The following is a 25615-nucleotide window of genomic DNA, read 5'->3' on the forward strand; positions in this document are numbered from 1 at the left end:
AATATTCTCCATAAGAAATTCAATTTTTTATATCAAGTACTTGTTTTGCTTGTGCATGGTCGATGTCTTTTTCCCAATGGGCAATGACTACGGTCGCAACACAGTTACCAATGAGGTTGGTACAGGCACGGATAATCCCGATAAACCAGTCTACAGACAGTAAAAGTACTAAACCAATTGCAGGTAAGCTTGGAATGACTGAAAGTGTTGCAGCAAGAATCACTAAGGCAGATCCTGGAATACCGTGTGCGCCTTTAGAGGTAATGAGCGAAACCAGCAAAATAGCCAACAAGTCATGCATAGAAAGATCGATATTGCAGGCCTGTGCAATAAAGATCACCCCTAGAGTTAAGTAAATTGAAAAGCCATCTAAATTAAAAGAATAACCGGTTGGGATGACCAGACCGACTGTTGAATCTTTAATGCCTAGGTTTTTAAGCTTTTTCATGACTTGAGGAAGTACCGAGTCAGAAGAGGCGGTCCCTAATACAATCGCGAGCTCATCTTTAAAATAGCCCACAAACTTGAAAATGTTCAGGCCGGTAAGCTTTAGAATTGAACCTAAAACAATCACAACAAATAAAATGCAGGTTGCATAAAAGAGTAAAACCAGATAACCGAGTTGCAGGAGTGAGTCTGATCCAAATTTTGCAGTGGTATAGGCAACTGAACCGAATACACCAATTGGAGCTAGGCGAATAATCAGTCCCATAATTTTAAAGAAAACTTCAGAAAAAGCTTCAAGTGCCTGACGTACCAGTTCTGCTAAATGTTTAGGAATTAAAAGGAGAGAAATACCAAACAAAATTGCGATGAGTAAAATCTGTAAAATATCGCCGTTGGCAAAAGCAGCCGTAAATGTTTTAGGAATAATATTAAGCAGAAAGTCCGAACCCGTATGCATGTCGTGAGCACGCTCGGTATAGGTGCTTAAATCTTTAGCATCTAAATGGCTAATATCAATATTCATGCCGACGCCCGGTTTAAAGACATAAGCAACAATAATTCCCAAAATTAAAGCAATACTGGTGACTACTTCAAAATAAAGAATGGTTTTTGCACCGACTTTGCCCATTTTTTTAATGTCGTTCGCACCATAGATTCCCAGTACTACTACACAAAATACAATTGGAGCAATCAACATTTTAATGAGAGAAATAAAACCATCACCAAGAGGTTTTAAAGCTAGGGAGAAATCATGAAAAGCAAGACCCACTGCAATACCAAGGAAGAGAGAGCAGAGGACTTGTAGAAATAAACTACGTTTAAGTTTTTGCCACATAAGTCATCAAATCAAAAGAGAGGAGTACAACCCTTTAAAGCAAAAAGCCCGCCAACTTTGTAAGTACTCGGCTGTTTTGGAATAAGATGCAAATGAAGCATGAAAGAAGTGTTGTATTACTGAGTTTTTTCTATAATTTTTTAATTAAAATCGAGTATTCTTAGCGCCAAATTTTTGGACATCTCAACTATGGCGCTTAAAGCAACAATTTATAAGGCAGACTTGAATATTGCCAATATGGATGACCATATTTATGGCGATTATCAATTGACTCTTGCCTTACATCCTTCAGAAACTTTAGAACGATTAATGGTTCGTGTTATGGCATTTGCACGCTTTGCCAGTGATAGTCTTGAATTCACCAAAGACCTTTTTGAAACCGATGAGCCGGCACTTTGGCAAAAAGACTTAACAGGGCAGTTAGAAACCTGGATTGAAGTTGGTTTACCATCTGAAGATAAAGTCAGAAAAGCCAGTGCTCGTTGTAAAACTGTGGCAATTGTTGCCTATGGTTCCCAAGTCGAAGACTGGTGGAAGAGAAACAGTAAAATTAAAACACTGGGTAATGTTCAGGTATGGCAAATCGCGCCTGAAAGTACAGCAGAGTTAGAACAACTTTGTGAACGTACGATGCAGCTACAGTTAAATGTTATGGATAACGAATGGACTTTGTTAAGTGACAAGGGCCAAGCAAATGTAGTGTGGACACAATTACAGTAAAACTGAAAAGCGCAACAAATTTTACAACTTCACTTGCTAGACTAAAGATTGAGTCTGAGCTGTGAAATTAAATGAAACGGAAATGTTATGATCACTGAATTAGAAATTATCGATTTAAAAGTAGGCGAAGGTAAAGAAGCAGTTAAAGGTGCCTTGATTACCACTCACTATACAGGGTGGTTAGAAGATGGTACTAAATTTGACTCTTCTATTGATCGCGGAAATTATTTCGAATGTGTCATTGGTACAGGCCGTGTGATTAAAGGTTGGGACCAAGGCATCATGGGAATGAAAGTTGGTGGTAAACGTAAACTTATTGTTCCTGCGCATTTGGCTTATGGCGAACGCAAAATGGGTAAAATTATTCCGGCAAACTCAAACTTGATTTTTGAAATTGAATTGTTTGATGTAAAAACTCGTGATGAATGAAATCAAAATTTTACCGTTTGATTTTTTTATATAAGCTTTAAATATGAATATATTCGTTATTTATATTTTAGCTTTTTGAATATTTAAGATTATTTTCAGTTTATTTCATTATAAAGGTGAACTGAAAAACTGTTCTTTTGGGGCAGTTTGAGCTTAAGAACTAAATAAATAAGAGTTTTAGTTCTTAAGTTTAAATTTCACATAAATAATCTATATTGCTATTGAGACGCTATTTCATGATTACCCGTTTTGCATCTCCTTTGTTGAATCTAACGCTTGGCTTAGCTTTAGCAGGCTTGTCAGGTATGGCACTAGCTAAGCCTCCTAAAATAGATGCTTCAGAACTTACTGTTATTGGCTATCATGAAATTACCGATACTAAAAATGCCTTAATTCCTCAATATGCAGTGACCACAAAACAATTTGGTGAGCATATCGATTGGCTGCAAAAAAATGGTTTCCATTTTATTACTGTAGATCAGTTGATTCGCGCTCATCAGGGCAAAGCTGCACTGCCGACCAAGCCAGTTTTATTAACTGTAGATGACGGTTATCAGTCTTTTTATCAAAATGCCTATCCAGTTATTAAGGCTAAAAAAATCCCGGTAGTGCTTGCTGTTGTCGGTTCATGGCTAGAGCCAAAAGCAAATCAAAAAGTAGATTTTTCTGGCGAAGAAATTTCACGTGATAAAATCTTAAGCTGGCCTGAACTTAAAGAAATGCAAGACAGCGGTTTTGTTGAAATTGCAAGCCACAGCTATCATTTACACCGTGGTATTACCGGTAACCCTCAAGGCAACTCTGAACCTGCAGCGACAACTCGTTTTTATGACGTAAAAACTAAAACGTATGAAAACGACAGCCAATATCAGACCCGAATTTATAATGATTTAAAAAAGAATAATCAGTTGCTTAAAGAACATGGTATACGTTCACCACGTATTATGGTGTGGCCATATGGTCGCTATAATATGCAAACTGTTCAAATTGCTAAAAAGCTTGGTATGCCAATTACTATCACACTTGATGATGGGGCCGATCATGCAAAACAGTCTCTACAAAATATGAGTCGTATTTTGGTCGAGGGTGGAATGAGCACAAATGATTTAGCTCAAGAAATTAAAAATCGTGAGTTAAATTTAACGGATAATAATCGTCCGCAAAAAATCATGCATGTGGATCTCGACTATATTTATGATCCAGACCCGCAACAACAAGAGCGTAATTTAGGTAATTTACTCGACCGTATTAATGCAATGGGTGTAAATACAGTTTATTTGCAGGCTTTCTCTGATGCAGATGCGAATGGTTCTGCCGATATGGTATACTTCCCAAATCGACATATTCCTATGCGTGCTGATTTATTCAACCGTGTTGCATGGCAAATTCAAACACGTACTCCTGTAAGCCGTATTTATGCGTGGATGCCATTATTGGCATGGGAACTACCAAAAACTGATCCAGTATCAAAAGACTTGGTTGTGACCCAACAGGATAAGACGAGTGGACACCTCAATATGGGATACATTCGTTTAAGTCCTTTTTCACCAGAAGCGCGTCAAACTATCCGTGAAATATATGAAGATTTAGCAAAATCATCGTCTTTTAATGGAATTTTATTCCATGACGATGTGACCTTGTCTGATTATGAAGATGCAAGTCCAGATGCTTTAAAAGCTTATGCAAAACAAGGCTTACCAACAGACTTGGCAAAAATTCGTGCGAATGACGAAGATTTGCAAAAGTGGACTGCATTTAAAACAAGATATTTAGATGATTTTGCAATGCAGCTTGTTGATGAGGTTCGTCAATATGAACCGTTCCTGTTAACAGCACGTAATTTATATGCGCAAGTGGCTTTAAAACCATATGCGGAAAACTGGTACTCTCAGTCACTTGAAGAGTCACTAAACCGTTATGATTTTACTGCTATTATGGCGATGCCTTATATGGAGCAAGTGAAAAATCCAGATCAATTCTATAAAGATATGGTTGATCGCGTGAAAAAATATCCAAATGGCATTAAGAAAACAGTTTTTGAGCTACAGGCAACAAACTGGCGTAATAACGAAAAGGTACCTTCAACTGAAATGGCTGCGACGATTCATTCTCTCTATGAACAAGGTGCAATGCATGTTGCATACTATCCAGATGACCCAATTAAAGATCATCCGGACGTGAACGTAATGCATAAAGCATTTGCTGAAAAGTCATCTCGTCTTGTGCCATAGACGAGGCTGAAACATGACAATCTTTGCTGCAATATGGTCGCACGCCCTAAAATTCGTTTTTTATTATCCATTGTTTATGTCATATCTATGGATGATTGGTGCGATCATTTTCTATTGGAAGGAACGTAAGGCTCCACCTTATGATCAACCCGCTCCATTAGAAAGCTATCCGAAAGTTGCTGTACTCATCCCTTGCTTTAACGAAGGTGATAATGCAGAGGAAACCATTAGCCATGCTTTAAAATTGGATTATCCAAATTTTGAAGTCATTGCGATTAATGATGGTAGTTCGGATAATACGGGTGAAGTGCTCGATCGTTTAGCTGAACAATACGAAAAACTTCGTGTTGTTCATCTTGCACAAAACCAAGGAAAAGCGATGGGGCTACAGGCGGGCAGCCTGATGACCGATGCCGAATTTTTAATTGGTATCGATGGCGATGCTTTGCTTGACCCACATGCAGCAAAATGGATGATTCGTCATTTTCTTCAGAACCCAACGGTTGCAGCTGTAACTGGAAACCCACGTATACGTACGCGTTCAACTTTGTTAGGCCGTATTCAAGTCGGTGAATTTTCTTCGATTGTGGGAATGATTAAACGTGCACAGCGTACATTTGGTCGTTTATTTACAGTGTCTGGTGTAATTACAGCTTTCCGTAAAAGTGCTGTTCATCAAGTCGATTATTGGTCACCAAATATGTTGACTGAAGACATCGACATTACTTGGAAGTTGCAGCGTGCAGGCTGGGACATTCGTTTTGAACCGAATGCCTTGGTTTGGATTTTGATGCCTGAAACTTTAAATGGTTTATGGAAACAGCGTTTACGTTGGGCAATGGGTGGAGCACAGGTTTTAATTAAAAACATTGATGTGTTCACCAAACCAAAATTGAATTTTTTATGGCCTCTCATGTTTGAGCTTTGCTTAACTTTAGTATGGTCATATTTAATGCTGGCAATGGCTTTATTGTGGTTGGTACATTTTATTTTACCAATCCCTGCTTTAGCCGTTGTGAGTTCCCCATTTTTACCGTATGGTAGCGGTATTTTATTGGGGGCAACCTGTCTAATTCAGTTTGCTTTAAGCAAATGGATGGATAGTCGCTATGAACCACATCTAGGAAAAAATTATTTCTGGATGATCTGGTATCCATTGGTCTTTTGGCTAATCACCATTTCGGCAACCATTGTGGCATTTCCAAAGGTCTTACGACGTGGAGATGAGAAACGAGCACGTTGGGTGAGCCCGGATCGGGGCATTCGTTAGATGAAATGCAAGAGTCATGAGATTTTAAAGATCGTGCTGTATTGATGTCTGGGGAAAACCGCAGCACTTCGTTAGGTAAAGAGAAATGAAGACAAATTCGTTGATTATTGATTTACGTCGTCAACTACCATGGCACAAACGCTATGTTTCTACAACAAGCACAGCCATGATGTGGGGCGGTTGGTTGTTGTTGTGGCGTCCGTTTGTATTTATCTGGGTATTGGCAGAGCTCCAAAAAACTCATTTAGTACATCGTTTGTTTAGTGCTTTTGGTGTAGGAATTGAACATGGCATTACTGCTCTGATTGCTTGTGCAATTGGCTTGCTGCTCTGGAGTCATGTGTTGCCTGAACGCCGTGTTGGAGGGAATGCACTTAACATGAAACAGACAGATGATTATGCACGTTACTTTGATTTGCCAGAACAAGAAATTGAACAGGGCCGTAGCCAAAAAATTACGGTCGTTCACCATGATGAATTTGGTAAAATCGTTAGAGTTGAATAAATCTAATAAATAAAAGAAAGCCCACATCATGTGGGCTTTCTTTTTTGCATATTCACTCTTAGTAAGTTATAAATTTAGACCCCGAAGCGTAGTGTTTGAATCGGTTTTATTTGCCTCTAAACACTGGAGGTCTTTTTTGTAGCATAGCAAAAACACCCTCTTGAACGTCTTCTGTAGTTAGTAAAGGTTGAAGATGGTTTTGCAATTGATTAAAGGCCGCCTCGTAGCCTTCATTAATTGCTTCACGTGCAGAGGCAAGAGTGGCTTTTACGGCAAGGGGCGCTGCTTGAGCAATATGTTCAGCGAGTTCTATGGCACGTTTAAGCTCCGTACCTTCTGGGCAAACTTCTGTAATTAGGTTCATATCCAAGGCTGCTTTGGCATCAAAAGAGTCACCTGTAAGCAAATAGCGCATGGCTTTGGCCCAACCCGCGGCTTGAGTGAAACGTGCAGTTGCTCCGCCAAAAGGTAAGATGCCACGTTGAACCTCCATTTGAGCAAACTGAGTATTTTCACTTGCAATCGCAATATCTGCATTGAGAAAGAGTTCTATACCAGCGGTATAGCAATAACCCTGTACTGCCACAATCAAAGGTTTACTCAGCTTTCGACCTATTGTGCCCCACGGGTTAATTTCATTTTCACTAAAATCAAAAACACCTGTAGCAAGCTTAGGTTGTAACTCAACTAAATCTAAGCCAGCTGTAAAATGGTCACCGTGAGCAAAAACAATCGCACAGCGCAGGACATCATTATTTTCATATTCGGTGAGCGCTAGTGATAAGTCTTTAATCATGTGACTATCAAAGGCATTACGTTTTGCTGCGCGATCTAAGCCAATTAAAAAAATATGTCCGCGAGTTTCACGGCTGACTTTTCCTTCTTGATTTGACATATTTTCAAGCTCTTTTATTTGTCTCTCATTATCTTTTAAACAATCATTTAAAAACTAGCAAATAGAAATTGTTAGTGACTTGATCAGTATTTCTTTTGTCTATGTATTGAAGTAAATCAATTTCATACGAAAAGACAGATCCTAAGATAATGTCAATTTTCATGATTTATTTAAATTAGCAGTTTGCTTAGTCTCATATTTTTCTCATAATACGCTGTTAAATTGATCTCAATAAGCAGCTTCTCTTATGTCACCTCTAGAAATTTTTGCAGTCTTAATTAGCCTCATTGGAGTCGGATTAACGGTAATCCGTAATATGTGGTGCTGGCTGTTTAATTTCTTCGCCTTTGTTTTATACGCTTATTTGTTTTACGAATTTAAGCTTTATGGTGAAACGATTTTGCAGTTCTTTTTTATGGCTGTAAATTTTTATGGCTTTTACTATTGGCTCAAAGGAAAGCAGCAAGATCATGACATTCGAATCGAGCCTATTGCAGTTCAAACCGCTATTATTCAAATGATTATTGCCGCGGTAGGTGGTTTGCTCTTTGGTTTGGTTCTTAAAAACTTTACCGATGCAGCGGTGCCGATGCTCGACTCTCAGCTTGCGGCATTTAGTTTGCTTGCCACTTACTGGACCAGCCGAAAGCATATTGCGACATGGATACTTTGGGTATTTGTCGACATTATTTATGTGGGAATGTTTATTTATAAAGATCTGTTTTTAACTTCTGCTTTATATGCAGCCTTTGTATTAATGGCAGCTTATGGTTGGTATCAATGGGAAAAGGTTAAAAGAAAGCAGGTTGATCATATAGATTTAAAAAAAACTATTTAATGTATGAGAAAATATTAAAACAATAATCCTGTTTGGAAATTATTTGATGACTCATACTTTAAAAAAACTTTTATTTTGTTTATTTCTTTGTTCTGGTTATGCAAATGCTCAGATTAACGCTGTTCCTTTAAAGCAGCTTAGTAAATTACCGGATTCATGTCAGAAAGATGAAGCTGTTGAAAATAATAAATTAGCTATACAGACGGCACAGGTAAAAATACAAAGCTATTCTTGCTTTAAGCCTGATATAGCTGATGCGCTAGGCTATAACGTATTTGCTATCAATTTAGATAAAAATAAAACCTATTATTTTAAAGCGCAAACTCAGGATATATCCTCAATAGCAGGTCAGACTATACATAAAATTGATTCTGAAACCTTTGCAATAGACAATTATCAGGAGCGTGGTGGAAATTTTATTATTTTTTGGATAGCGGACTGGTCAAATATTTATACACAAGATATTTCTTACTATACGGATGATGAAACTTCCATAGATAGTTTTATTAAAGACAGACAGATTTATTTACAGAAGAAAAAATATTTGGATAATACCAAAACTAAAAAAGTTGGATCTCCTTTAATCATTATGAAAGACAAACAAAAAGGTTTGATCATAAATAAGAGTAAGGCACAAAACTTTTAAATCATTAATTTCTGGATTTTTATGAAAAATTTAACTCATATATTTTTATTTTGTATTGGCTTTTTAGTAACAACTACCTCTTATGCGCAAGTAAATATTAAACCTTTATGGCATGGTAAAGTATTGAACAGTTTTGATATTCCTTTAAATAACCTGAAAAAGCCAAAGCAGTTTATTAAAGGTGAGGCTGATGAATGCAATGGTGGTTATTTTCCAGATCAATGGGTATATGAAGATGGAGTGATACTCTCTACGGGATCTTTAGATAAGGTATATGTAAGCCAGCAAAATGGTCTAAAGTATGGTTCTCGATTATTTAATCATTTAACTACCGAGAATGATTTTAAAAAGTTTTTTGGTAAACAAATAATTATATCTGAAAATCATACTTACTCTATATTTCCTTGGGAAGGTAGTAATGATGGCTTGCACTTTCATTTCCGTAATGGAAAACTACATTACTATACGTACTCTATTGATGACTGTTAATGATTAATCTTTAAGAATAGCCATGATCCTGAATTTAGTCATATATAAACAGCAACAGTTTGATGCGATGGCCCAAAAAATTATGGCTGAGCCTGCAAAATATATAGATTTTAATTCAGTATCGGATTTTTATAATGCTGTTTGGCTCAAGGACTTTCCCCAAGGGACTCAGTTCTCTGCGACAGGTTTAGATGATGGAGCCGAAGAGTTTTATGCAGTAGTACAGTTTAAACAGCAGTATTTAAAATTTGATATTAAAGAAAATCATTCGACACTGAGTTTTCAGAATATAAATGGTGAAACTTTTAAGTGTAATTTTTAATTGATGAAATCAAAGCACAAAAAAAGCGACTTAACGTCGCTTTTTTTAATAGATAAATTTTGAAATTTTATCTGCCGTTGCGATGACCAGAGCGGCAATATCTTCTTTAAAGGTCTTTTCATCATAAGTGGTAATTGGGCAACTTACCGAAAGGACAGCCACCATTTTTCCATTTGATTGTTTGAAAATAGGGGCAGCACAAGCAGCCATATCATGGTTATAATGACCCCAGCTCACCATCGACTTTTGAGTTTTTACATAATTCAATTTTTGCAATAACGCTTTTAAACTGGTTGGGGTCAGTTCTGAGTAACTATCCCAGTCATTGAAATTACGATAGCGTTGGCGTACTTCTGCTTCTGGTAAATCTGACAATAACATTTGACCAATAACTGTTGCATGGGCAGGCCAGCGAGTACCTAAATTAATATTGCTGGTAAATGTCCCCATAGATTGAACGTTATTTACAAAAACAATGTGTGTACCTTCTAAAACGGTCAGGTGTACTGCAAGTTTGGTCTGGTCACGTAGTTCTTTCATTAAAGGAGTCGATAAATCAAGTAATGAAAGCTTTGATAAACTGTTAAAACCAAGCTCCATAACTTTTGAATCAAGCGCATATGTTTTTTGTGAAGCTTTTCTTAAGTAACCGCAAGCTTCAAGTGTATAGATAAGTCGAAATGCACTAGAACGGTTCACTTCCAAAATTTCGGCAATTTCTGTAATCGTCATTTCTTGTGCTTGTTGATTAAATGCTTGCAAGATGGCTAAACCACGCACAAGCCCTGGTACTAAATACCGATCATCATTTTTTGTTGTTTCTGATTCTTGCAAATCTTCTTCAATCTCTAGGCTCATTCGTGTTGTTTTCCTATAAATAAAACAGGGTTCGAATTAGGGCATTATGCTTTATTTTAGAACAATTGTAATTATAAAGATTACATAAAACAATTTTTATATTTAAAACAATGTTTCCATTCTTAAACGTAACAAATTATTTAAAATTTATTAATTAATTGATTTAAATAATTATTTTTACTTTGACAAAAAATAACCAAGAGGATTATGCTTAGCTTGTGTTTTGAAAATCAAATTATGTTTTGTATATAAAACAAAATGAGGACGCAAGGTATGAGTTGGATCTCAGTTTGTCAGCAGGGTGACGTTAGCGAAGATGAGCCGAAAGCCGTCGAAGTTGAAGGGAAAAAAATTGGTGTTTTTTTTGTCGATGAAAATTACTTCGCTATCGAAAATGTTTGCCCTCATGCGTATGCCTTATTAACGGAAGGATTTATTGAAGATCAAACTGTGGAATGTCCATTGCACGAAGCAATTTTTGACATTCAGACAGGTGAGCTAAAAAGTGGACCCGGGTGTAGAAACCTATGTACGTACCCAGTTCGTGTTGAAGGACAGGATATTCAAATTCAACTCTAGTCCTCACATGTACAAGGAAGCAGAACAATGAAGACATTTAATGAAAAGTTGGCAAGCTGGATTCATGCAACGCCGGCAACCGAAGCAGGTATCAACAATATTCAAGTTCCAGGTCAATCTGAATTGTTGGTTTGGCAAACACGTTATAAAGAACCGACTCTCTACGAACAAGACTTTGTAAAGAACTTGATTCAGGCATTTTCTGCGGGCGCAACAGAATTAGATGAGGTTGTTTCTGCACTTAATCAGCAAGGTTTCCGTTGTGAATCTGGTGATGAATGGACTTCTGAGAGCTTTACAGAAGAAATGCAACGTTTAGGTTATTGATTCAGGGAAGAATAAAATGAACGCAATCGTATCAACTTCACAAAGCGCTGAAGAATATTTAGAACTTGGTTTACGTGACCAATGGCATCCGGTGTTAGCAAGTTGGGAAGTCGCTGCTAATCCGGTTGGGATTACCCGTTTAGGTGAAAACATTGTGGTTTGGCGTGATGCCGAAGGTCAGGTTCATGCACTTGAAGATCGCTGTCCACACCGCGGTGCTCGTCTTTCACTCGGCTGGAACTTGGGTGATCGAGTTGCTTGCTGGTATCACGGTGTTGAAGTTCGTGCCGATGGTGTGGTTGCCGATGTACCAGCCGTTCATGAATGCCCAATGACTGGAACCAAGTGTTTAAAGAGCTATCCGGTCATTGAACAGCATGGTGCTATCTTCATCTGGTTTGGGATTGATGCAAATGAACAACCCGCACCGCTTGAGTTCCCAGAACAACTGGCAAGCGAAGAGTGGAGTTCATTCCTTTGCCAAGCAGACTGGAAAGTAAACCATCAATATGCCATTGATAACGTCATGGACCCAATGCACGGTACATATTTGCACTGTACGTCACACTCAATGGCAGAAGGTGAACGTACCGCAGAGATGAAACACCGCACAACTGAAAATGGTTTTGTTTTTGAAAAAGAAGGCCAAACAGGTGTGAACTTTGACTGGGTTGAATATGGTTCGACTGGTGCAAGGTGGTTACGCCTTTCAATTCCTTACCGTAAACAGTTTGGTCCGGGTGGTGAATTCTGGATTGTGGGTTACGCAACGCCAATTGATGCCAACAATACCCGTGTATTTTTCTGGCGCTGCCGTAAGGTGAGTGGTTGGCAACGTAATGTATGGCGCTTCTTATATCGCAATCATTTAGAACAATTGCATTGGGATGTATTGGAACAAGACCGAATTATTTTAGAAAACCTTGCGCCAAATGCACGTGCACGAGAATTCTTATATCAACACGATGTTGGGCTTGCACGTTTACGCCGTTTAATGAAGAAAGAAGCTGAGAAGCAATTAAAGAAAATTGCTGCACTAAATGCATCAAACCGTATCGAGATGCAGGAAGAAGCTCATGGCTAATGTAGCGTTGTTGCAAGGCAAAAAAGTTTTAGTGACTGGTGCCGCACGTGGTTTAGGGCGAGATTTCGCTCAAGCCATTGCTGAGGCGGGCGCTGAAGTTGTAATGGCAGATATTTTATCTGACCTCGTGCAACAAGAAGCACAAGCCTTACAAAAACAAGGACTCAAGGTCCATGCAGTCACTGTTGACCTTGCCAATGCAGACTCTATTGAAAATGCTGTCGCAAAAAGCGTTGAACTGTTAAATGGTTTGGATGGTCTTGTGAACTGTGCAGCGCTTGCAACCAATGTGGGTGGAAAAAATATGATTGATTACGATCCTGAACTTTGGGATCGGGTTATGAATATTAATGTGAAAGGCACATGGTTAATTACAAAAGCGTGTATTCCACATTTAAAACAATCGGCTGCCGGCAAGATTATTAATGTTGCGTCAGATACAGCACTTTGGGGCGCACCGAACCTGATGGCTTATGTGGCGAGTAAAGGTGCAATTGTTGCCATGACACGTTCAATGGCAAGAGAGTTGGGTCAGTTCAATATCTGTGTCAATACTTTGTCTCCGGGGCTGACTCTGGTTGAAGCAACCGAGTATGTGCCACAGGAACGTCATGATTTATATGTCAACGGAAGAGCGATTCAACGCCAGCAACTTCCACAAGATTTAAATGGAACAGCATTGTATCTACTGTCGGATTTGTCCTCTTTTGTGACAGGTCAAAATATTCCGGTCAATGGCGGTTTTGTCTTTAACTAAGGAGTAGTCAAATGATTACAGGGATCGAGATTTTAAAGTTTGGAGTTGAAGATAGAGCCGCTTCAAACAAATTTTTGGCAGATTTTGGTTTAAGCCAAAGTACTTCAGATATTGAAGGTGCAGATTTATACCAGACTCAAAACGGCAGCAAGATTTATCTATTTAATTGTGATGATAACCGTTTGCCGCCTGCTATTGAGCAAGGTTCAACTTTACGTGAAGTCACTTGGGGTGTTGATAGTCTTCAAGACCTTGAAGACTTGGCAGCTCGTTTGGCCGATGTAGACGGTTTTAAACGTACTGAAAATACAGTTCAGTGTCTTGACCCAAATGGCATGACTATTCGTTTTGAACAAAGTTTTGTAAAAGAAGTACCAGAACTTAAAACGGAAGGCATTAACCAATACGGCAACATTCAACGTGTTAATGCAGCAAGTCCTGTTTATGAAAAAGGTCAACCTGTTGCGATTGGACATGTGGTGTTTTTCACACCGGATTTAGCAACTACTGAAAACTTCTATATTGAAAAAGTAGGCTTTCATTTATCTGATGCTTACAAAAATCGCGGTGCATTCTTACGTTGCCGCGGTGAAGGTTATCACCACGATTTATTCTTACTTAGCGTTCCAAATAAACCTGCTGGTCTAAATCACGTTGCGTTTGTTGTTCGTGATATTCATGAGGTGATTGGAGGCGGATTACATATGAACCGTTCAGAGTGGTCAACCTTTATTGGACCGGGACGTCATCCAATTTCTTCTGCTTATTTCTGGTACGTCAACTCACCATTGGGTGGTGCATTTGAATATTACACCAACGATGATTATTTGACTGAAGAATGGCAGCCACGTGTAGAAGAACATCGTCTAGAGCTTTTCACTGAGTGGGCGATTGAAGGTGGTCTTGATGACAAAACCCGCCGTCAGGTAAAGCCTGTGTAACAGGTATTGCTTTACAAGGAAGAAAGGCTATGGAAAAGATTGTAATTGTAGGGGCGGGGCAAGCTGCAGGTTGGGCAGTCAGCACCTTACGTCAAAATGGTTATGTGGGTGAAATTCATGTGGTCTCAAATGAAGATCAGGTGTTTTATGAGCGTCCGCCTCTGTCTAAGCAAGTACTTTCAAAAGAAGCAACGTATGAAAGTTTGAATCTGTTCTCCCCAGAACAGGTCCAAGAGTTCAACATTCAATGGCATAAACCAGAAATTGCAACAAAAGTCGATCGCGAGCAAAAGCAGGTTCATTTAGAAAGTGGTCAGATTTTGCCGTATGACAAATTGCTGATTGCAACTGGAAGCCGTGCACGTGTACCCGTCAATACATGGCAGTTCATTCCTAATGTTGTGACTTTACGAAATGTACGTGACTGTGAACGTCTGGCTGAAATTTTAAAGAATGCAAAAAATGTTGCTGTGATTGGCGGCGGCTGGATTGGTTTGGAAATCGCTGCAACCGCACGTAAGCAAGGCAAAGAGGTTCATATTTTTGAATATGGCGACCGTTTGTGTGCAAGAAGTGTGAGTCCGGAAGTTTCTGCATTTTTAAAAAATATGCATGAGACCCAAGGTACAAAAATTCATTTAGACAGCAAGAGCCTTCATTTGGTGGAAGCACCAGATCAAAAAGTTGAAGTGGTGAACCATCCTCAACATAGCCAGTTATTTGATTGTGTTGTAGTGGGTGCAGGTGCCGAAATTGCTAAAGAGTTAGGCGTGCATGCTGGGCTCGATGTGAAAGATGGCATTGTGGTGAATTGTTTTGGACAGACCTCAGATCAAGACATTTATGCCGCAGGTGATGTCGCGATTCATCCGGGCTTGGGTTATTGCATTCAGTCTTGGGCAAATGCACAAAATCAGGCGATTGCAGCTGCGAAATCAATGCTCGGAATTGAAACTGAATATACCGATATTCCTTGGCTCTGGTCTGATCAATACCACTTTAATATCCAGATTTTAGGAACGTATCAACCTGAAAAAACCAAAGAAATGGTGATTCGCCAAGGCGGTGAAGATCAGGTGAGCTATTTATATCTGGACCATGAAAATCGCTTGCTGAATATGATTGCCATTAATGACTCGAAGTTAATCAAGCTGGCAAAGCGTTGGATGCAAGCCAATACCGTTTTAGATCCAAAATTATTAGCAGATGCTGAATTTAATGTCATGAAGTTAAAACCGTAAACATTAAATCTGGTTCTCATTACCAAATCGAAGGAATGACACATGAGTAATGAAGAAAAAAGTGGATTAAAGCATTGGGTGCCTGCTTTTGTCCTTATGGTGTGTGTAGTACTGGCCTTTTTCGACAAGATCAGTATTGCGGTTTTATTTTCAGACCCCCATTTTCAAAGCTCGATGGGAATTGCTGAAGATAAAGCCAAGCTCGGATGGCTCATGACAAGCTTTTTACTTGCTTATGGGTTTTCATCAGTCTTTCTAAGCTTTTTAGGCGACATTTTTAACCCAAAGAAAATGCTGTTCTGGAGTGTGACCTCTTGGGGTTTACTCATGCTTTGCATGGGCTTTACCACCAGCTACTCAGGCATGTTGATTTTACGGGTTTTACTTGGTTTGGCAGAAGGTCCGCTATTTGCTTTGGCATACACCATTGTTAAACAGACTTACACAGACCGTCAGCAGGCACGTGCCTCAACCATGTTCTTACTGGGTACACCGATTGGTGCATTCCTTGGTTTCCCGATCACTGCAAATGTTTTAGCTCATCACGACTGGCACTCCACTTTTTTTGTGATGGCTGGTTTAACACTGATCGCTATTTTTAGCATTGTTTTTGGTTTACGTAACTTACAGCTCAAGAAAACTGTCGAAATTGAGGGCGAGAGTAAACGCACCAACTTCAAGGGTCACATTGCCAATACTAAATTGCTGCTCAGCAACAGCGCATTCTGGTTGGTTTGCCTCTTTAACATTGCATTGATGACTTATTTGTGGGGCTTAAACAGTTGGGTTCCTTCTTATCTTATGCAAGACAAAGGATTCAATCTCAAAGAGTTTGGGATGTATTCAAGCTTTCCATTCATCGCCATGTTAATTGGCGAGGTGGTGGGTGCGTTTTTATCTGACAAGTTAGGCCGCCGCGCTATTCAGGTATTTAGCGGTTTATTACTGGCGGGCATCTTCATGTATGTGATGGTCATTATGACCCAGCCATTATTGATTATTGCTGCCATGTCTTTAAGTGCGATGGCGTGGGGCTTTGGAGTAGCTGCGGTATTTGCTCTGCTTGCCCGAGTAACTACCTCAAATGTAGGGGCGACTGCGGGTGGAATATTTAACGGTTTAGGCAATTTTGCAAGTGCAATTGCGCCTGTTCTTATCGGTTACATCGTGATGCAAACACATAGTTTTAATTTGGGAATTACCTTCTTGGCTGCAGTCGCTGTCATTGGGTCGTTGTTCTTGGTTCCTCTTTTAAAACGTTATTAATTCACTGTATAGGAGTTTAAAAAATGACTACACAACAATTCGAAACGTGGAAACAGCCGGAAGGCGCTTCTTTAGAAGATTGGTTAAACACACGTATTGCTCGCTTTGAGACTCGTAAATATGACTTTGAGGCTTTGAAGTTTCAAGCCGATTACGACCCGAAATATCGTCGTGCTCAAATGCGCTATATGGGTACGGGTGCAACTGGTGTTGCAAATGACAGCAACACTGTACCTGCAGAGAACTTTACGTTTTCGACTATGGTGCTACCACCACAGTGTGAAGGTCCTTTGCACATTCACCACGACGTTGAAGAAGTTTTCTTTATGCTCCGCGGCGAAATTGATTTGTTTATTGAGCACAACGGCGAGAAATTCCAGACCCGTTTAAAAGAGCGTGATCTGATTTCAATTCCACCGGGGATCTACCGTGGTTTGTTTAACCCAGGTCAAGAAGATGCCTTGATGTGCGTGATGTTGGGAACAGGTAAACCAACAATTCCTAATTATCCACCAGAGCATCCATTGTCTCAAATCAAACGTTAATTGTTTGATGAAGTGAATGAAGGGAAAGAATTGAAAATGATGACACTCATTGAAAAGTTAGCAGAATTTCCGGTGAAAACGGTCAATGTTCAAGGCCAGCAGCAAGCCTATCGGGAAGCTGGTCAGGGCGAATACCTTGTGCTGTTGCATGGCATTAGTTCAGGTTCTGCTTCATGGGTAAACCAACTTGAAGTGCTGTCTCATCATTTTCATGTCATTGCCTGGGATGCACCGGGCTATGGCAAATCAGATGAACTTTTAACGGATCAACCGAATGCAACCGACTACGCAAAGCGTTTGGCAGCGTTATTCGATGTTTTAAAAATTAAAAAAGCGATTGTGGTCGGACACTCATTAGGCGCCTTACAGGCCAGTGCATTTGCTGCACTTTACCCAGAGCGAGTGGAACACTTGGTTGTTGCTAACTTAGCTCAAGGCTACCAACGTCACGATGAACAAACACAAATTCAGGTTTTTGAAAAAAGACCAAAAATGTTGAAAGAACTCGGTGCTAAAGGAATGGCCCAAAGCCGTGGACCTCATTTGATTTATAAACAAGAGCCACAAGCCTTAGCTTTAGTTTCAGAAGTGATGCAACAGTTGACCCTACAGGGTTTCACACATGCATCGTACTTACTGGCATATGACGAAATACGTAATTACTTAACCGATTTAAAAGTCCCATGCACAGTGATTGCAGGGCAGCAAGATCAAATCACTCCTGCGTTAGGTATACAAGAGCTTGCTCAGGAATTGCAGTTGGAACAGCGCTTCGTCATAGAAGATGCAGGACATTTAAGTTATGTCGACCAACCGCAAGCATTTAACCAAATTATGTTGACGATTCAGGAACAATCGTAAGAGAGATTAAGGATTATGAGCTTCCAAGTTGAAGGAAAAGTTGCAGTTGTTACCGGTGGCTCATCTGGGATTGGGCTGGCTGCTGTTGAAATACTGGTTGCAGAGGATGCAAAAGTTGCTTGGTGTGGTCGCGATGAAGAACGTTTAAATGCTTCTAAGCACTATATTTTAGAAAAATTTCCATATGCCAATATTTTTACCAAAGCATGTAATGTGTTGAAAAAAGAAGAAGTTCAGCAATTTGCCAAAGAGGTCAAACTCAATTTGGGCAATGTAGACATGCTCATTAACAATGCCGGGCAAGGTCGTGTTTCAAATTTTGAAAACACACAAGATGAAGACTGGATGAAAGAAATTGAACTGAAATATTTCAGTGTTTTACATCCGGTACGTGCTTTTCTTGACGACTTAAAACAGTCGGCAAATGCCTCAATTACCAATGTGAACTCGTTACTGGCATTGCAACCAGAACCGCACATGATTGCGACTTCATCTGCACGCGCTGCACTGTTGAATTTAACCCATTCTTTGGCGCATGAGTTTACTCAGTATGGCGTTCGTGTGAACTCGATTTTACTCGGTATGGTCGAATCTGCGCAGTGGAAACGCCGTTATGAGACCCGTTCAGATTTAAATCTGTCATGGGAAGAGTGGACAGGCAATATCGCAAAAAACCGTGGTATCCCAATGCAGCGTTTAGGCCGCCCGGAAGAGCCTGCACGTGCTTTAGTTTTCTTGGCATCACCATTGGCATCTTACACCACAGGTTCGGCAATAGATGTCTCAGGTGGTTTTAACAAACATTTATAAATATCAGGTGCTGTCATGAAAAAGTTGATGATGATTGGTTTTGGCGCAATGGCAGCAGAAGTGTATGCCCATTTGCCTCAAGATCTGCAACTCAAATGGATTGTAGTGCCATCTCGCAGCATTGAGAAAGTTCAATCACAAGTCTCATCTGACATTCAGGTGATTTCAGATATTGAGCAATGTGATGGTACGCCAGACTATGTCATTGAGGTGGCAGGTCAAGCAGCAGTGAAAGAGCATGCTCAAAAAGTTTTAGCGAAAGGCTGGACCATTGGACTGATTTCGGTGGGTACTTTGGCTGATAGTGAATTTTTGGTTCAGCTTAAGCAAACTGCCGAAAAAAATGATGCCCATCTGCATTTACTTGCAGGGGCTATCGCAGGTATTGACGGTATTTCTGCTGCTAAAGAAGGTGGCTTGCAAAAGGTCACTTATAAAGGCTGTAAAAGTCCAAAAAGTTGGAAGGGCAGTTATGCAGAGCAATTAGTCGATTTAGACCATGTTTCAGAACCTACGGTCTTTTTTACAGGAACTGCCCGTGAAGCTGCCATGAAATTTCCTGCCAACGCCAATGTTGCAGCAACCATTGCACTTGCAGGGCTTGGAATGGATGAAACCATGGTTGAGTTAACTGTTGATCCAACCATCAACAAAAATAAACACACCATTGTAGCAGAAGGTGGTTTTGGACAAATGACCATTGAACTGGTGGGAGTACCGTTGCCAAGTAACCCGAAAACATCAACTTTGGCTGCGCTTAGCGTGATTCGTGCTTGTCGCAATAGTGTAGAAGCAATACAGATTTAAGAAGGATTTGATCATGGCAAAGGAAATTTATATTGCGGGTGAATGGCGATTAGGCCGTGGTGCAGTCATTCAAAGCCTGTTTCCGGCAGATCAGTCGGTAAACGCTGAGCTTTCAACAGCAACGCTTGAAGATGTAAATGAAGCAATTGAAAAGGCAGATCAGGCTTGGCGTGAACCGAGCTGGAGAAACAGCTTGCCGCATGAGCGTGCACGTATTCTTTATAAAGTTGCAGACATTATTGAAGCGCGTGTAGATGAATTAGCGAAACTACAAACCCGCGATAATGGAAAGCCTTTAACCGAAACTCGTGGTTTAGTGATGAGCGCGGCGGCAACTGCACGCTATGTTGCTGCGGCATGTGAAACGTTGAATGATGAGCTCACCACTCAGCGTGCTCCAGACTTTATGACCATGAGTGTGCATGAACCAGTGGGCGTTGTGGCAGCCATTACCCCTTGGAACTCTCCAATTGCGAGTGAAGTTCAAAAGCTTGCTCCAGCTTTGGCAGCAGGAAATGCCGTGGTGTTAAAACCAGCAGAAGCAACTTCACTGATTGCTTTAGAGCTTGCCAAAATTTTTGAAGAAGCAGGTTTACCAAAAGGCTTACTCAGCGTGCTAGTTGGGCGCGGTTCTGTGATTGGTGATGCAATTGCTCAGCACCCATTGGTTCGTAAAATTTCTTTTACAGGTGGAACAACCACGGGTCGTCATTTGGCACACATTGCCGCAGATAAACTCATTACCACTTCGCTTGAGTTAGGTGGTAAGTCACCAACCATCGTTTTACCGGATGCAGATGTCGAACTGGCAGCTAAAGGTGTCGCGTACGGTATTTTTAGCTCGGCAGGCCAAGCGTGTATCGCAGGTTCTCGCTTATTTATTCATAGCAGTCTTTACGATCAGTTTTTAACGCGTTTGGTTCAAATTACTAAAGGCTTACGTGTGGGCCATCCAGAACAAGCTGGTGTGCATTTAGGACCACTGGTCAATGACAAGCATTTGCAGTCAGTTGATCGCTATGTACAGCTTGCCAAAAGCGAAGGTGGTCAAGTTCTGATTGGTGGTGAGGCACTTACGAATGGTGACTATGCCAAAGGAAGCTATTACTTACCAACGATTATTACGGGTTTAAATAACAGTGCTCAAACCTGTCAGGAAGAAATTTTTGGCCCTGTTTTAGTCGTTATGAAATATGACAATGAGCAAGATTTAATTGCCCAAGCCAATGACAGTTGTTTTGGTCTTGCCGCAGGTATCTGGACTGAAAGCTATCGCAAAGCTTGGCGAATTGCACGTGCTTTAGAAGTGGGAACGGTATGGATTAATACCTACAAAAAATTCTCGATTAGTGCGCCGTTTGGTGGCTTTAAAGACAGTGGGATTGGGCGCGAAAAAGGCCGTTTGGGCATTTTATCGTACATGCAACAAAAGAGTATTTATATGGGGCTGAATGAACAGCCCAACCCTTGGTGCGATTAATAAATTCAAGGACTGAAAACAAATTTTGAGGAACAGACATGACTGAACGTGTAAATGTAGGCGAAGCAATCGCAAGAGTATTAGAAGCGCACCAAGTTGATAGTATTTATGGTGTTATTTCCATCCACAATTTACCTATTGCTGATGCAGTTGGGCGCCGTGAAAAAATGCGCTTTGTTGCAGCACGTGGTGAAGCGGGTGCAGTCACCATGGCAGATGCACACTCACGTTTTAAAGGCTTAGGTGTAGCGCTGACCAGTACGGGTGCTGGGGCAGGTAATGCGGTGGGTTCACTGATTGAAGCAATGAATGCGAGTAGCCCTGTATTGCATTTAACTGGTCAGGTTGAGCGTGAATATCTTGACCGTGATGCAAGCTTCATTCATGAAACCAAAGACCAACTTACATTCTTACGAGCATCAAGCAAAGCGGCGTTCCGTATTACCAGCCCAGACAATGCTGTTGGTGTGATTCGTGAAGCCATCCGTGTAGCAACCACAGTTCCAATGGGACCGGTAAGTGTTGAGCTGCCGATTGATGTGCAGGCAGCAGAAATTGATTTGCCACTTAACTTAGGACCAGTCAAAGCACTTGAGTTACCACAGGCAGAGCAAGCAGAAATTGATCTTCTGGTAAACGAAATCAAAAAAGCAAAACGTCCGATTTTCTGGATTGGTGGTGGAACTTTAAATAGCGTTGCTGAAGTTAAAGCAATTGCAGATTTAGGTATTCCGGTTGTTTCATCGACTCATGCTCGTGGGGTTTTGCCAGATGATCATCCACGTAGTTTAGGTGCGTTCCATAACTCGGCAGGCGTTGAGCAATTATTAAAAGATGCTGACTTAATGGTTGTGTTGGGTTCTCGTTTACGTAGTAATGAAACCAAAACTTATTCGGTTGAATTCCCTGAAAACATTATTCAGGTGGATGCCAACCCAGTGGCTCAGCAACGTAATTACAAAATTCGTAACTTCATTTGTGGCGATGCCAAAGATGTCTTAACACGTGTGTTAGAACAACTTCAAGGTACTTCAAAAGTTGATGCCGATTACGATGCTGCTGTAGTGGCGGCTAAACAAGCTGCCATTGATGCACTGCGCAAGCAAATCGATCAGTATGCATTAATTTGTGATCACTTGCGTGCGGCTTTACCGCAAGACGGTATTTTTGTACGTGACATCACTATGTCGGGTAGTACATGGGGCAGTCGTTTATTCCCTGTACAAGCACCAAACCAAAACATCCACTCACTTGCGGGTGCAATTGGTTTAGGCCTTGCAACAGCAATCGGTGCTTCAGTTGCTAACCCTGACAAAAAAGTAATTGGTTTAGTCGGCGATGGCGGCTTAATGCTTGGCATTGGTGAAATTGCAACTATGGTACAAGAAAACACCAATATGGTCCTAATGATTATGAATGACGGTGGTTATGGCGTAATGCGTGGCATTCAAAATAACTACTTCGGTGGTCGCCAGTATTTCAACGAACTGCATACTCCAGACTACAAACTTCTTGGTGAATCAATGGGTGTGAAAAGCTGGAAAGTGGGTAGTGCAGAAGAGTTTAAAACGGTTATTCAAGAGGCTGTCGCTTTTGAAGGGCCAACAGTGATCGAGCTCGATATGAACTCGATTGGACCATTAAACTTCGCGGGTCCACCGCAAAAGAAACTGTATTAACCAGTTTGGATGGTTTAGTACATATGCGATGGGAGCTGCTAAGCCATCCTTTTTTTAGATAAATTTTTTTGTCTAAAAAACAATAAAAACGAAGTTTTACAGGTAAAACAAATAAAGTTCCAGCAGGACGCTGGAACTCAATCAAGGATGTAGAGATGAAAAAGACTTCATTGATCATGGCATTCATTGCGCAGCTTACGATGGGGGTAAGCGTCAATGCATTTGCAAAAGACTCATTGCTTGAATGGAAAAGTGATGACGGCACCGACTCATTAAAGTTAGGTGGGGTGGTTCGGTTAAATCAGCGCTATGAAGATTGGGAAGGCCCAAACCGCGGTTTCGGTAAGCTCTATTTTGATATTTTCAGAGTCGATTTAAAAGGTAAGTTTGATGATGCTTACATCAATGCCAGCTATCTATTTCAAGATCAGCAGAAAACATCTATTGAAAAGGCATACGTTGGCTATAACTTAAATGCCAATAACAGCATTGAAGCAGGTCTGGTTTATAAACCTTTTACAATTTATCCCTATCCGCAAAATGGCTGGACCTATCACATTCCATTCTTTTTAGGGTATGGAAATAACATTGCGCCGGGACTTAACTGGAATTATCACGACAAAGATTGGGATGTAAAACTCGGTTACTACCCGCAAATGTTAGAGACCAACTTGCGTTATTCACCTGAGAGTGCAACTTATGATGATTTGGCAGGAAATGCATTTCCATCTCAAAAAGCCTATCAAAATGAAAAGCGCAATCAAATCAATACCCGCATTGTTCGCAAGTTAGAAACCGATTTTGGTAAGCAGGAGTTTGGTGTTTCTGGCGCGATTGCACAGTTACATAACAAAGTGACCGATAAAGACGGCAAATATTATGCAGTCGGTTTACATACCGAAAACAACTACAATCGCTTTAATTTACAAAGTTCTGTCATTCACTATCAATATGATGCTAAAAACCCAGATGGTGTAAATAATGACATGACTTTAATGGGTAATAATGGCTTTACACCTGCTTATTTCATTGCTTCAGAAGGTACGATTGCCAGTTTAAACCTTGCTTATACGTTACCTGTGACCAATATGGGCAAACTAAAAGCCATTAAGTTTTATAATGACTATAGTTATCTCGATAAAAAACGTGATGATTGGTCAGATTCGCAAATGAACACTACAGGCATGATGTTTATTGCTTCGCCATTTATGGTTTGGGCAGACTATACGTGGGGTAAAAACTCCAACATTATTGGTGGCTCGACCAACTCAACAGGGTATACCTCTGCCACTTCACCTAACAGTGATAAATGGCTATACCGTATTAACTTTAATATCGGGTTTACTTTCTAAAGTAAGCAGTATTAAAAAACCACGCAATCGGCGTGGTTTTTTATTTAATAAGTGAAAATTTTTAATACCTGTTTTTTTCAAACTTATTCCAAAACACAAAGGCAGTTACAAAGGCCAAAATTGTTAGCGCGAAAATATAATACATCGCACCAATATCACTGTATTGACTGAGCCAATGAACTAAAGGTAGGGTCATACCACCAACAATTGCATAAGACAAATTATAAGAAAACGAAATGCCAGAGAAGCGAACAGGCGCGGGGAACATTTTAACCATACTGCTCGACACCATGCCGACAGTACCTGAGCATAGACCTAACAACATATATAAACCAAAAATGGTTGAATGTGCGGCATGACCTAAACTGTGATAAAAAACTGCCGCTGTAAGTGCCACAGCAAGCGCACCGATCATCATGACTTTGCCACAACCAAAACGGTCAGCAAAATAACCAGCCAAAATACAGCCGACCATTTGCATGATAATGGCTGCGCTTTGCATTTCAAAAGTCTGTGCACGATCAAAACCAAATGAACCAATCAACAAATTTGGCATGGCTAAAATCACTACCACCACACAGCCCGTTAAAAACCATGTAAATAACATGCCAATCGCAACCGCTGTTTTATGCGTTTTTAAGACTTGTTTTACAGGCATTTCTTTTGAAATTTCTTTACGTGCCTGCATGGCTTTAAATACAGGTGTTTCTTTTAAATACGTTCTTAAATAAAGTGCAACTAGACCAAAAATACCACCTGCAATAAAAGGTATACGCCAAGCCCAGTCATGGATTTGTGCTTCACTAAAATTCAGTGAAATCCATAAAGACATCAGTGCACCCAGTAAAATTCCTAAAGAAAGCCCAGCGGTGAGTAACCCATTTGCCAGTCCGATTTTTCTTTCAGGGACGTGTTCCGATACAAAGGTCCATGCAGCTGGAATTTCCCCCCCAATCGCAATCCCTTGCACCACACGCATAAGCAATAAAAGTAGAGGTGCCAAATATCCGATATTTTCAAAGGTGGGCAAAATCCCGATAAATAGGGTAGGCAGTGCCATCAGCAAAATTGAAAGTGAAAAGAGCTTCTTACGCCCGACCAAGTCACCAAAATGGGCCATGATAACCCCACCTAAAGGGCGGAAAAAGTAACCTGCTGCAAAAATGCCGTAAGTGTTGAGCATGGCCCAAAACGGACTAAGCGTACTTGGAAAAAAGAGGTCGGAAATGATTTTTGCGTAAAATACATAAATCACAAAATCGTAAAACTCTAAAGCGCCACCCAATGAAGAAAGGGCGAGGGTTCGTTTATCTTCTTTAGTGAGATAGTTCGCGTCCTGCAAAGTTAATTCCTGATCCATTTTTTACTTAGTTGTTGTAATTGAAGTTAGGATATTAATGG

At 40.3% G+C, this 25615-nt stretch carries 27 protein-coding genes; 23 read left to right on the forward strand and 4 right to left on the reverse strand.

Translation table 11 applies throughout. The features are described 5' to 3' along the window. Positions 1-19: 19 nt before the first annotated feature. The gene (gene dctA, locus HMPREF0014_RS07775) at positions 20-1282 is read right to left on the reverse strand and encodes a C4-dicarboxylate transporter DctA (RefSeq protein WP_004888284.1); all 1263 of its coding nucleotides are present in this window, start codon (positions 1280-1282) and stop codon (positions 20-22) included. Between the two features lie 189 nt (positions 1283-1471). Between dctA and HMPREF0014_RS07780 the strand changes: the two genes are divergently transcribed. The 5 genes from HMPREF0014_RS07780 (at position 1472) to pgaD (ending at position 6437) form a co-directional block, all read left to right on the forward strand. Next, complete coding sequence (locus tag HMPREF0014_RS07780; protein WP_002054386.1) at positions 1472-2002, forward strand: YaeQ family protein; 531 nt, start codon at positions 1472-1474, stop codon at positions 2000-2002. Between the two features lie 87 nt (positions 2003-2089). Beyond that, positions 2090-2431 (forward strand): FKBP-type peptidyl-prolyl cis-trans isomerase, encoded by a 342-nt coding sequence (locus HMPREF0014_RS07785; protein WP_002054441.1) that lies wholly within the window; start codon positions 2090-2092, stop codon positions 2429-2431. Between the two features lie 236 nt (positions 2432-2667). Next, on the forward strand, positions 2668-4662 hold the full coding sequence (pgaB, locus tag HMPREF0014_RS07790) for a poly-beta-1,6-N-acetyl-D-glucosamine N-deacetylase PgaB (RefSeq protein ID WP_002054296.1): 1995 nt from the start codon (positions 2668-2670) through the stop codon (positions 4660-4662). A 13-nt stretch (positions 4663-4675) separates the two neighbouring features. Continuing rightward, positions 4676-5932 (forward strand): poly-beta-1,6-N-acetyl-D-glucosamine synthase, encoded by a 1257-nt coding sequence (pgaC, locus tag HMPREF0014_RS07795; protein ID WP_004888283.1) that lies wholly within the window; start codon positions 4676-4678, stop codon positions 5930-5932. A gap of 85 nt (positions 5933-6017) precedes the next feature. Further along, positions 6018-6437, forward strand: coding sequence for a poly-beta-1,6-N-acetyl-D-glucosamine biosynthesis protein PgaD (gene pgaD / locus HMPREF0014_RS07800; RefSeq protein WP_004888282.1), 420 nt, complete (start codon positions 6018-6020; stop codon positions 6435-6437). A 106-nt stretch (positions 6438-6543) separates the two neighbouring features. Here pgaD and HMPREF0014_RS07805 read toward each other — a convergent pair whose 3' ends face one another. Further along, positions 6544-7332: a crotonase/enoyl-CoA hydratase family protein gene (locus HMPREF0014_RS07805; RefSeq protein WP_004888281.1), complete on the reverse strand. Its 789-nt coding sequence runs from the start codon at positions 7330-7332 to the stop codon at positions 6544-6546. Positions 7333-7579: 247 nt separating this feature from the next. Between HMPREF0014_RS07805 and pnuC the strand changes: the two genes are divergently transcribed. From pnuC to HMPREF0014_RS07825, 4 genes are read left to right on the forward strand one after another with little or no spacing between them, the layout of a single operon-like run. Next, positions 7580-8170, forward strand: coding sequence for a nicotinamide riboside transporter PnuC (gene pnuC / locus HMPREF0014_RS07810; protein WP_004888280.1), 591 nt, complete (start codon positions 7580-7582; stop codon positions 8168-8170). A gap of 46 nt (positions 8171-8216) precedes the next feature. Then, the gene (locus HMPREF0014_RS07815) at positions 8217-8816 is read left to right on the forward strand and encodes a hypothetical protein (protein WP_004710153.1); all 600 of its coding nucleotides are present in this window, start codon (positions 8217-8219) and stop codon (positions 8814-8816) included. 21 nt (positions 8817-8837) lie between these two features. Continuing rightward, entirely contained in the window at positions 8838-9305 is a 468-nt protein-coding gene (locus HMPREF0014_RS07820) for a hypothetical protein (RefSeq protein WP_004888279.1), read from the forward strand. 22 nt (positions 9306-9327) lie between these two features. Beyond that, a complete protein-coding gene (locus HMPREF0014_RS07825; RefSeq protein ID WP_004888278.1) occupies positions 9328-9627 on the forward strand; it encodes a hypothetical protein in 300 nt (99 codons plus the stop codon). A gap of 45 nt (positions 9628-9672) precedes the next feature. On the opposite strand, the gene HMPREF0014_RS07830 is transcribed toward HMPREF0014_RS07825, so the two are convergent. Then, positions 9673-10485: an IclR family transcriptional regulator gene (locus tag HMPREF0014_RS07830; protein ID WP_004888277.1), complete on the reverse strand. Its 813-nt coding sequence runs from the start codon at positions 10483-10485 to the stop codon at positions 9673-9675. A 273-nt stretch (positions 10486-10758) separates the two neighbouring features. Between HMPREF0014_RS07830 and HMPREF0014_RS07835 the strand changes: the two genes are divergently transcribed. The 14 genes from HMPREF0014_RS07835 to HMPREF0014_RS07900 all read left to right on the forward strand — a co-directional run bounded on the left by HMPREF0014_RS07835 (position 10759) and on the right by HMPREF0014_RS07900 (position 24214). Next, a complete protein-coding gene (locus tag HMPREF0014_RS07835) occupies positions 10759-11064 on the forward strand; it encodes a non-heme iron oxygenase ferredoxin subunit (protein WP_000118514.1) in 306 nt (101 codons plus the stop codon). Between the two features lie 27 nt (positions 11065-11091). After that, positions 11092-11391 (forward strand): recombinase-like helix-turn-helix domain-containing protein, encoded by a 300-nt coding sequence (locus HMPREF0014_RS07840; protein WP_000847096.1) that lies wholly within the window; start codon positions 11092-11094, stop codon positions 11389-11391. Between the two features lie 16 nt (positions 11392-11407). Further along, a complete protein-coding gene (locus HMPREF0014_RS07845; RefSeq protein ID WP_004888276.1) occupies positions 11408-12475 on the forward strand; it encodes an aromatic ring-hydroxylating dioxygenase subunit alpha in 1068 nt (355 codons plus the stop codon). Further along, the gene (locus tag HMPREF0014_RS07850) at positions 12468-13232 is read left to right on the forward strand and encodes an SDR family oxidoreductase (RefSeq protein WP_004888275.1); all 765 of its coding nucleotides are present in this window, start codon (positions 12468-12470) and stop codon (positions 13230-13232) included. Before HMPREF0014_RS07845 ends, HMPREF0014_RS07850 begins: the two co-directional genes overlap by 8 nt. Positions 13233-13243: 11 nt before the next feature. Beyond that, a complete protein-coding gene (locus tag HMPREF0014_RS07855; RefSeq protein ID WP_000627784.1) occupies positions 13244-14173 on the forward strand; it encodes a VOC family protein in 930 nt (309 codons plus the stop codon). Between the two features lie 29 nt (positions 14174-14202). Further along, positions 14203-15414 (forward strand): FAD-dependent oxidoreductase, encoded by a 1212-nt coding sequence (locus HMPREF0014_RS07860; RefSeq protein WP_004888272.1) that lies wholly within the window; start codon positions 14203-14205, stop codon positions 15412-15414. Positions 15415-15456: 42 nt separating this feature from the next. Further along, entirely contained in the window at positions 15457-16680 is a 1224-nt protein-coding gene (locus HMPREF0014_RS07865; RefSeq protein ID WP_004888269.1) for an MFS transporter, read from the forward strand. Positions 16681-16703: 23 nt separating this feature from the next. Then, on the forward strand, positions 16704-17225 hold the full coding sequence (locus tag HMPREF0014_RS07870; protein WP_004710136.1) for a cupin domain-containing protein: 522 nt from the start codon (positions 16704-16706) through the stop codon (positions 17223-17225). A gap of 36 nt (positions 17226-17261) precedes the next feature. Then, positions 17262-18086, forward strand: coding sequence for an alpha/beta hydrolase (locus HMPREF0014_RS07875; protein ID WP_004888267.1), 825 nt, complete (start codon positions 17262-17264; stop codon positions 18084-18086). Positions 18087-18101: 15 nt separating this feature from the next. After that, the gene (locus HMPREF0014_RS07880; RefSeq protein ID WP_006581214.1) at positions 18102-18896 is read left to right on the forward strand and encodes an SDR family oxidoreductase; all 795 of its coding nucleotides are present in this window, start codon (positions 18102-18104) and stop codon (positions 18894-18896) included. 15 nt (positions 18897-18911) lie between these two features. Next, positions 18912-19703 carry an aspartate dehydrogenase gene (locus tag HMPREF0014_RS07885; protein WP_000735778.1) on the forward strand — a complete coding sequence of 264 codons (792 nt, stop codon included), beginning with the start codon at positions 18912-18914 and terminating at the stop codon, positions 19701-19703. 13 nt (positions 19704-19716) lie between these two features. Next, on the forward strand, positions 19717-21183 hold the full coding sequence (locus HMPREF0014_RS07890) for an aldehyde dehydrogenase (protein ID WP_004888264.1): 1467 nt from the start codon (positions 19717-19719) through the stop codon (positions 21181-21183). Between the two features lie 38 nt (positions 21184-21221). Further along, positions 21222-22862 carry a thiamine pyrophosphate-binding protein gene (locus HMPREF0014_RS07895; protein ID WP_004888256.1) on the forward strand — a complete coding sequence of 547 codons (1641 nt, stop codon included), beginning with the start codon at positions 21222-21224 and terminating at the stop codon, positions 22860-22862. Between the two features lie 155 nt (positions 22863-23017). Further along, complete coding sequence (locus HMPREF0014_RS07900; RefSeq protein WP_002054411.1) at positions 23018-24214, forward strand: hypothetical protein; 1197 nt, start codon at positions 23018-23020, stop codon at positions 24212-24214. 61 nt (positions 24215-24275) lie between these two features. Here HMPREF0014_RS07900 and HMPREF0014_RS07905 read toward each other — a convergent pair whose 3' ends face one another. Next, positions 24276-25574 (reverse strand): MFS transporter, encoded by a 1299-nt coding sequence (locus HMPREF0014_RS07905; RefSeq protein ID WP_004888255.1) that lies wholly within the window; start codon positions 25572-25574, stop codon positions 24276-24278. Positions 25575-25615: the final 41 nt, after the last annotated feature.

This window comes from Acinetobacter sp. RUH 2624 (assembly GCF_000162375.2).
Lineage (GTDB): Bacteria > Pseudomonadota > Gammaproteobacteria > Pseudomonadales > Moraxellaceae > Acinetobacter > Acinetobacter nosocomialis.

Coding starts and splice junctions, on each gene's coding strand:
- HMPREF0014_RS07835 (WP_000118514.1), top strand. CDS start 10,759: ATGAGTTGGATCTCAGTTTGTCAGCAGGGTGACGTTAGCGAAGATGAG.
- HMPREF0014_RS07825 (WP_004888278.1), top strand. CDS start 9,328: ATGATCCTGAATTTAGTCATATATAAACAGCAACAGTTTGATGCGATG.
- HMPREF0014_RS07820 (WP_004888279.1), top strand. CDS start 8,838: ATGAAAAATTTAACTCATATATTTTTATTTTGTATTGGCTTTTTAGTA.
- pgaB (WP_002054296.1), top strand. CDS start 2,668: ATGATTACCCGTTTTGCATCTCCTTTGTTGAATCTAACGCTTGGCTTA.
- HMPREF0014_RS07895 (WP_004888256.1), top strand. CDS start 21,222: ATGACTGAACGTGTAAATGTAGGCGAAGCAATCGCAAGAGTATTAGAA.
- pnuC (WP_004888280.1), top strand. CDS start 7,580: ATGTCACCTCTAGAAATTTTTGCAGTCTTAATTAGCCTCATTGGAGTC.
- HMPREF0014_RS07785 (WP_002054441.1), top strand. CDS start 2,090: ATGATCACTGAATTAGAAATTATCGATTTAAAAGTAGGCGAAGGTAAA.
- HMPREF0014_RS07860 (WP_004888272.1), top strand. CDS start 14,203: ATGGAAAAGATTGTAATTGTAGGGGCGGGGCAAGCTGCAGGTTGGGCA.
- pgaC (WP_004888283.1), top strand. CDS start 4,676: ATGACAATCTTTGCTGCAATATGGTCGCACGCCCTAAAATTCGTTTTT.
- HMPREF0014_RS07850 (WP_004888275.1), top strand. CDS start 12,468: ATGGCTAATGTAGCGTTGTTGCAAGGCAAAAAAGTTTTAGTGACTGGT.
- HMPREF0014_RS07905 (WP_004888255.1), bottom strand. CDS start 25,574: ATGGATCAGGAATTAACTTTGCAGGACGCGAACTATCTCACTAAAGAA.
- pgaD (WP_004888282.1), top strand. CDS start 6,018: ATGAAGACAAATTCGTTGATTATTGATTTACGTCGTCAACTACCATGG.
- dctA (WP_004888284.1), bottom strand. CDS start 1,282: ATGTGGCAAAAACTTAAACGTAGTTTATTTCTACAAGTCCTCTGCTCT.
- HMPREF0014_RS07875 (WP_004888267.1), top strand. CDS start 17,262: ATGATGACACTCATTGAAAAGTTAGCAGAATTTCCGGTGAAAACGGTC.
- HMPREF0014_RS07890 (WP_004888264.1), top strand. CDS start 19,717: ATGGCAAAGGAAATTTATATTGCGGGTGAATGGCGATTAGGCCGTGGT.
- HMPREF0014_RS07815 (WP_004710153.1), top strand. CDS start 8,217: ATGACTCATACTTTAAAAAAACTTTTATTTTGTTTATTTCTTTGTTCT.
- HMPREF0014_RS07780 (WP_002054386.1), top strand. CDS start 1,472: ATGGCGCTTAAAGCAACAATTTATAAGGCAGACTTGAATATTGCCAAT.
- HMPREF0014_RS07855 (WP_000627784.1), top strand. CDS start 13,244: ATGATTACAGGGATCGAGATTTTAAAGTTTGGAGTTGAAGATAGAGCC.
- HMPREF0014_RS07830 (WP_004888277.1), bottom strand. CDS start 10,485: ATGAGCCTAGAGATTGAAGAAGATTTGCAAGAATCAGAAACAACAAAA.
- HMPREF0014_RS07840 (WP_000847096.1), top strand. CDS start 11,092: ATGAAGACATTTAATGAAAAGTTGGCAAGCTGGATTCATGCAACGCCG.
- HMPREF0014_RS07885 (WP_000735778.1), top strand. CDS start 18,912: ATGAAAAAGTTGATGATGATTGGTTTTGGCGCAATGGCAGCAGAAGTG.
- HMPREF0014_RS07870 (WP_004710136.1), top strand. CDS start 16,704: ATGACTACACAACAATTCGAAACGTGGAAACAGCCGGAAGGCGCTTCT.
- HMPREF0014_RS07805 (WP_004888281.1), bottom strand. CDS start 7,332: ATGTCAAATCAAGAAGGAAAAGTCAGCCGTGAAACTCGCGGACATATT.
- HMPREF0014_RS07845 (WP_004888276.1), top strand. CDS start 11,408: ATGAACGCAATCGTATCAACTTCACAAAGCGCTGAAGAATATTTAGAA.
- HMPREF0014_RS07900 (WP_002054411.1), top strand. CDS start 23,018: ATGAAAAAGACTTCATTGATCATGGCATTCATTGCGCAGCTTACGATG.
- HMPREF0014_RS07880 (WP_006581214.1), top strand. CDS start 18,102: ATGAGCTTCCAAGTTGAAGGAAAAGTTGCAGTTGTTACCGGTGGCTCA.
- HMPREF0014_RS07865 (WP_004888269.1), top strand. CDS start 15,457: ATGAGTAATGAAGAAAAAAGTGGATTAAAGCATTGGGTGCCTGCTTTT.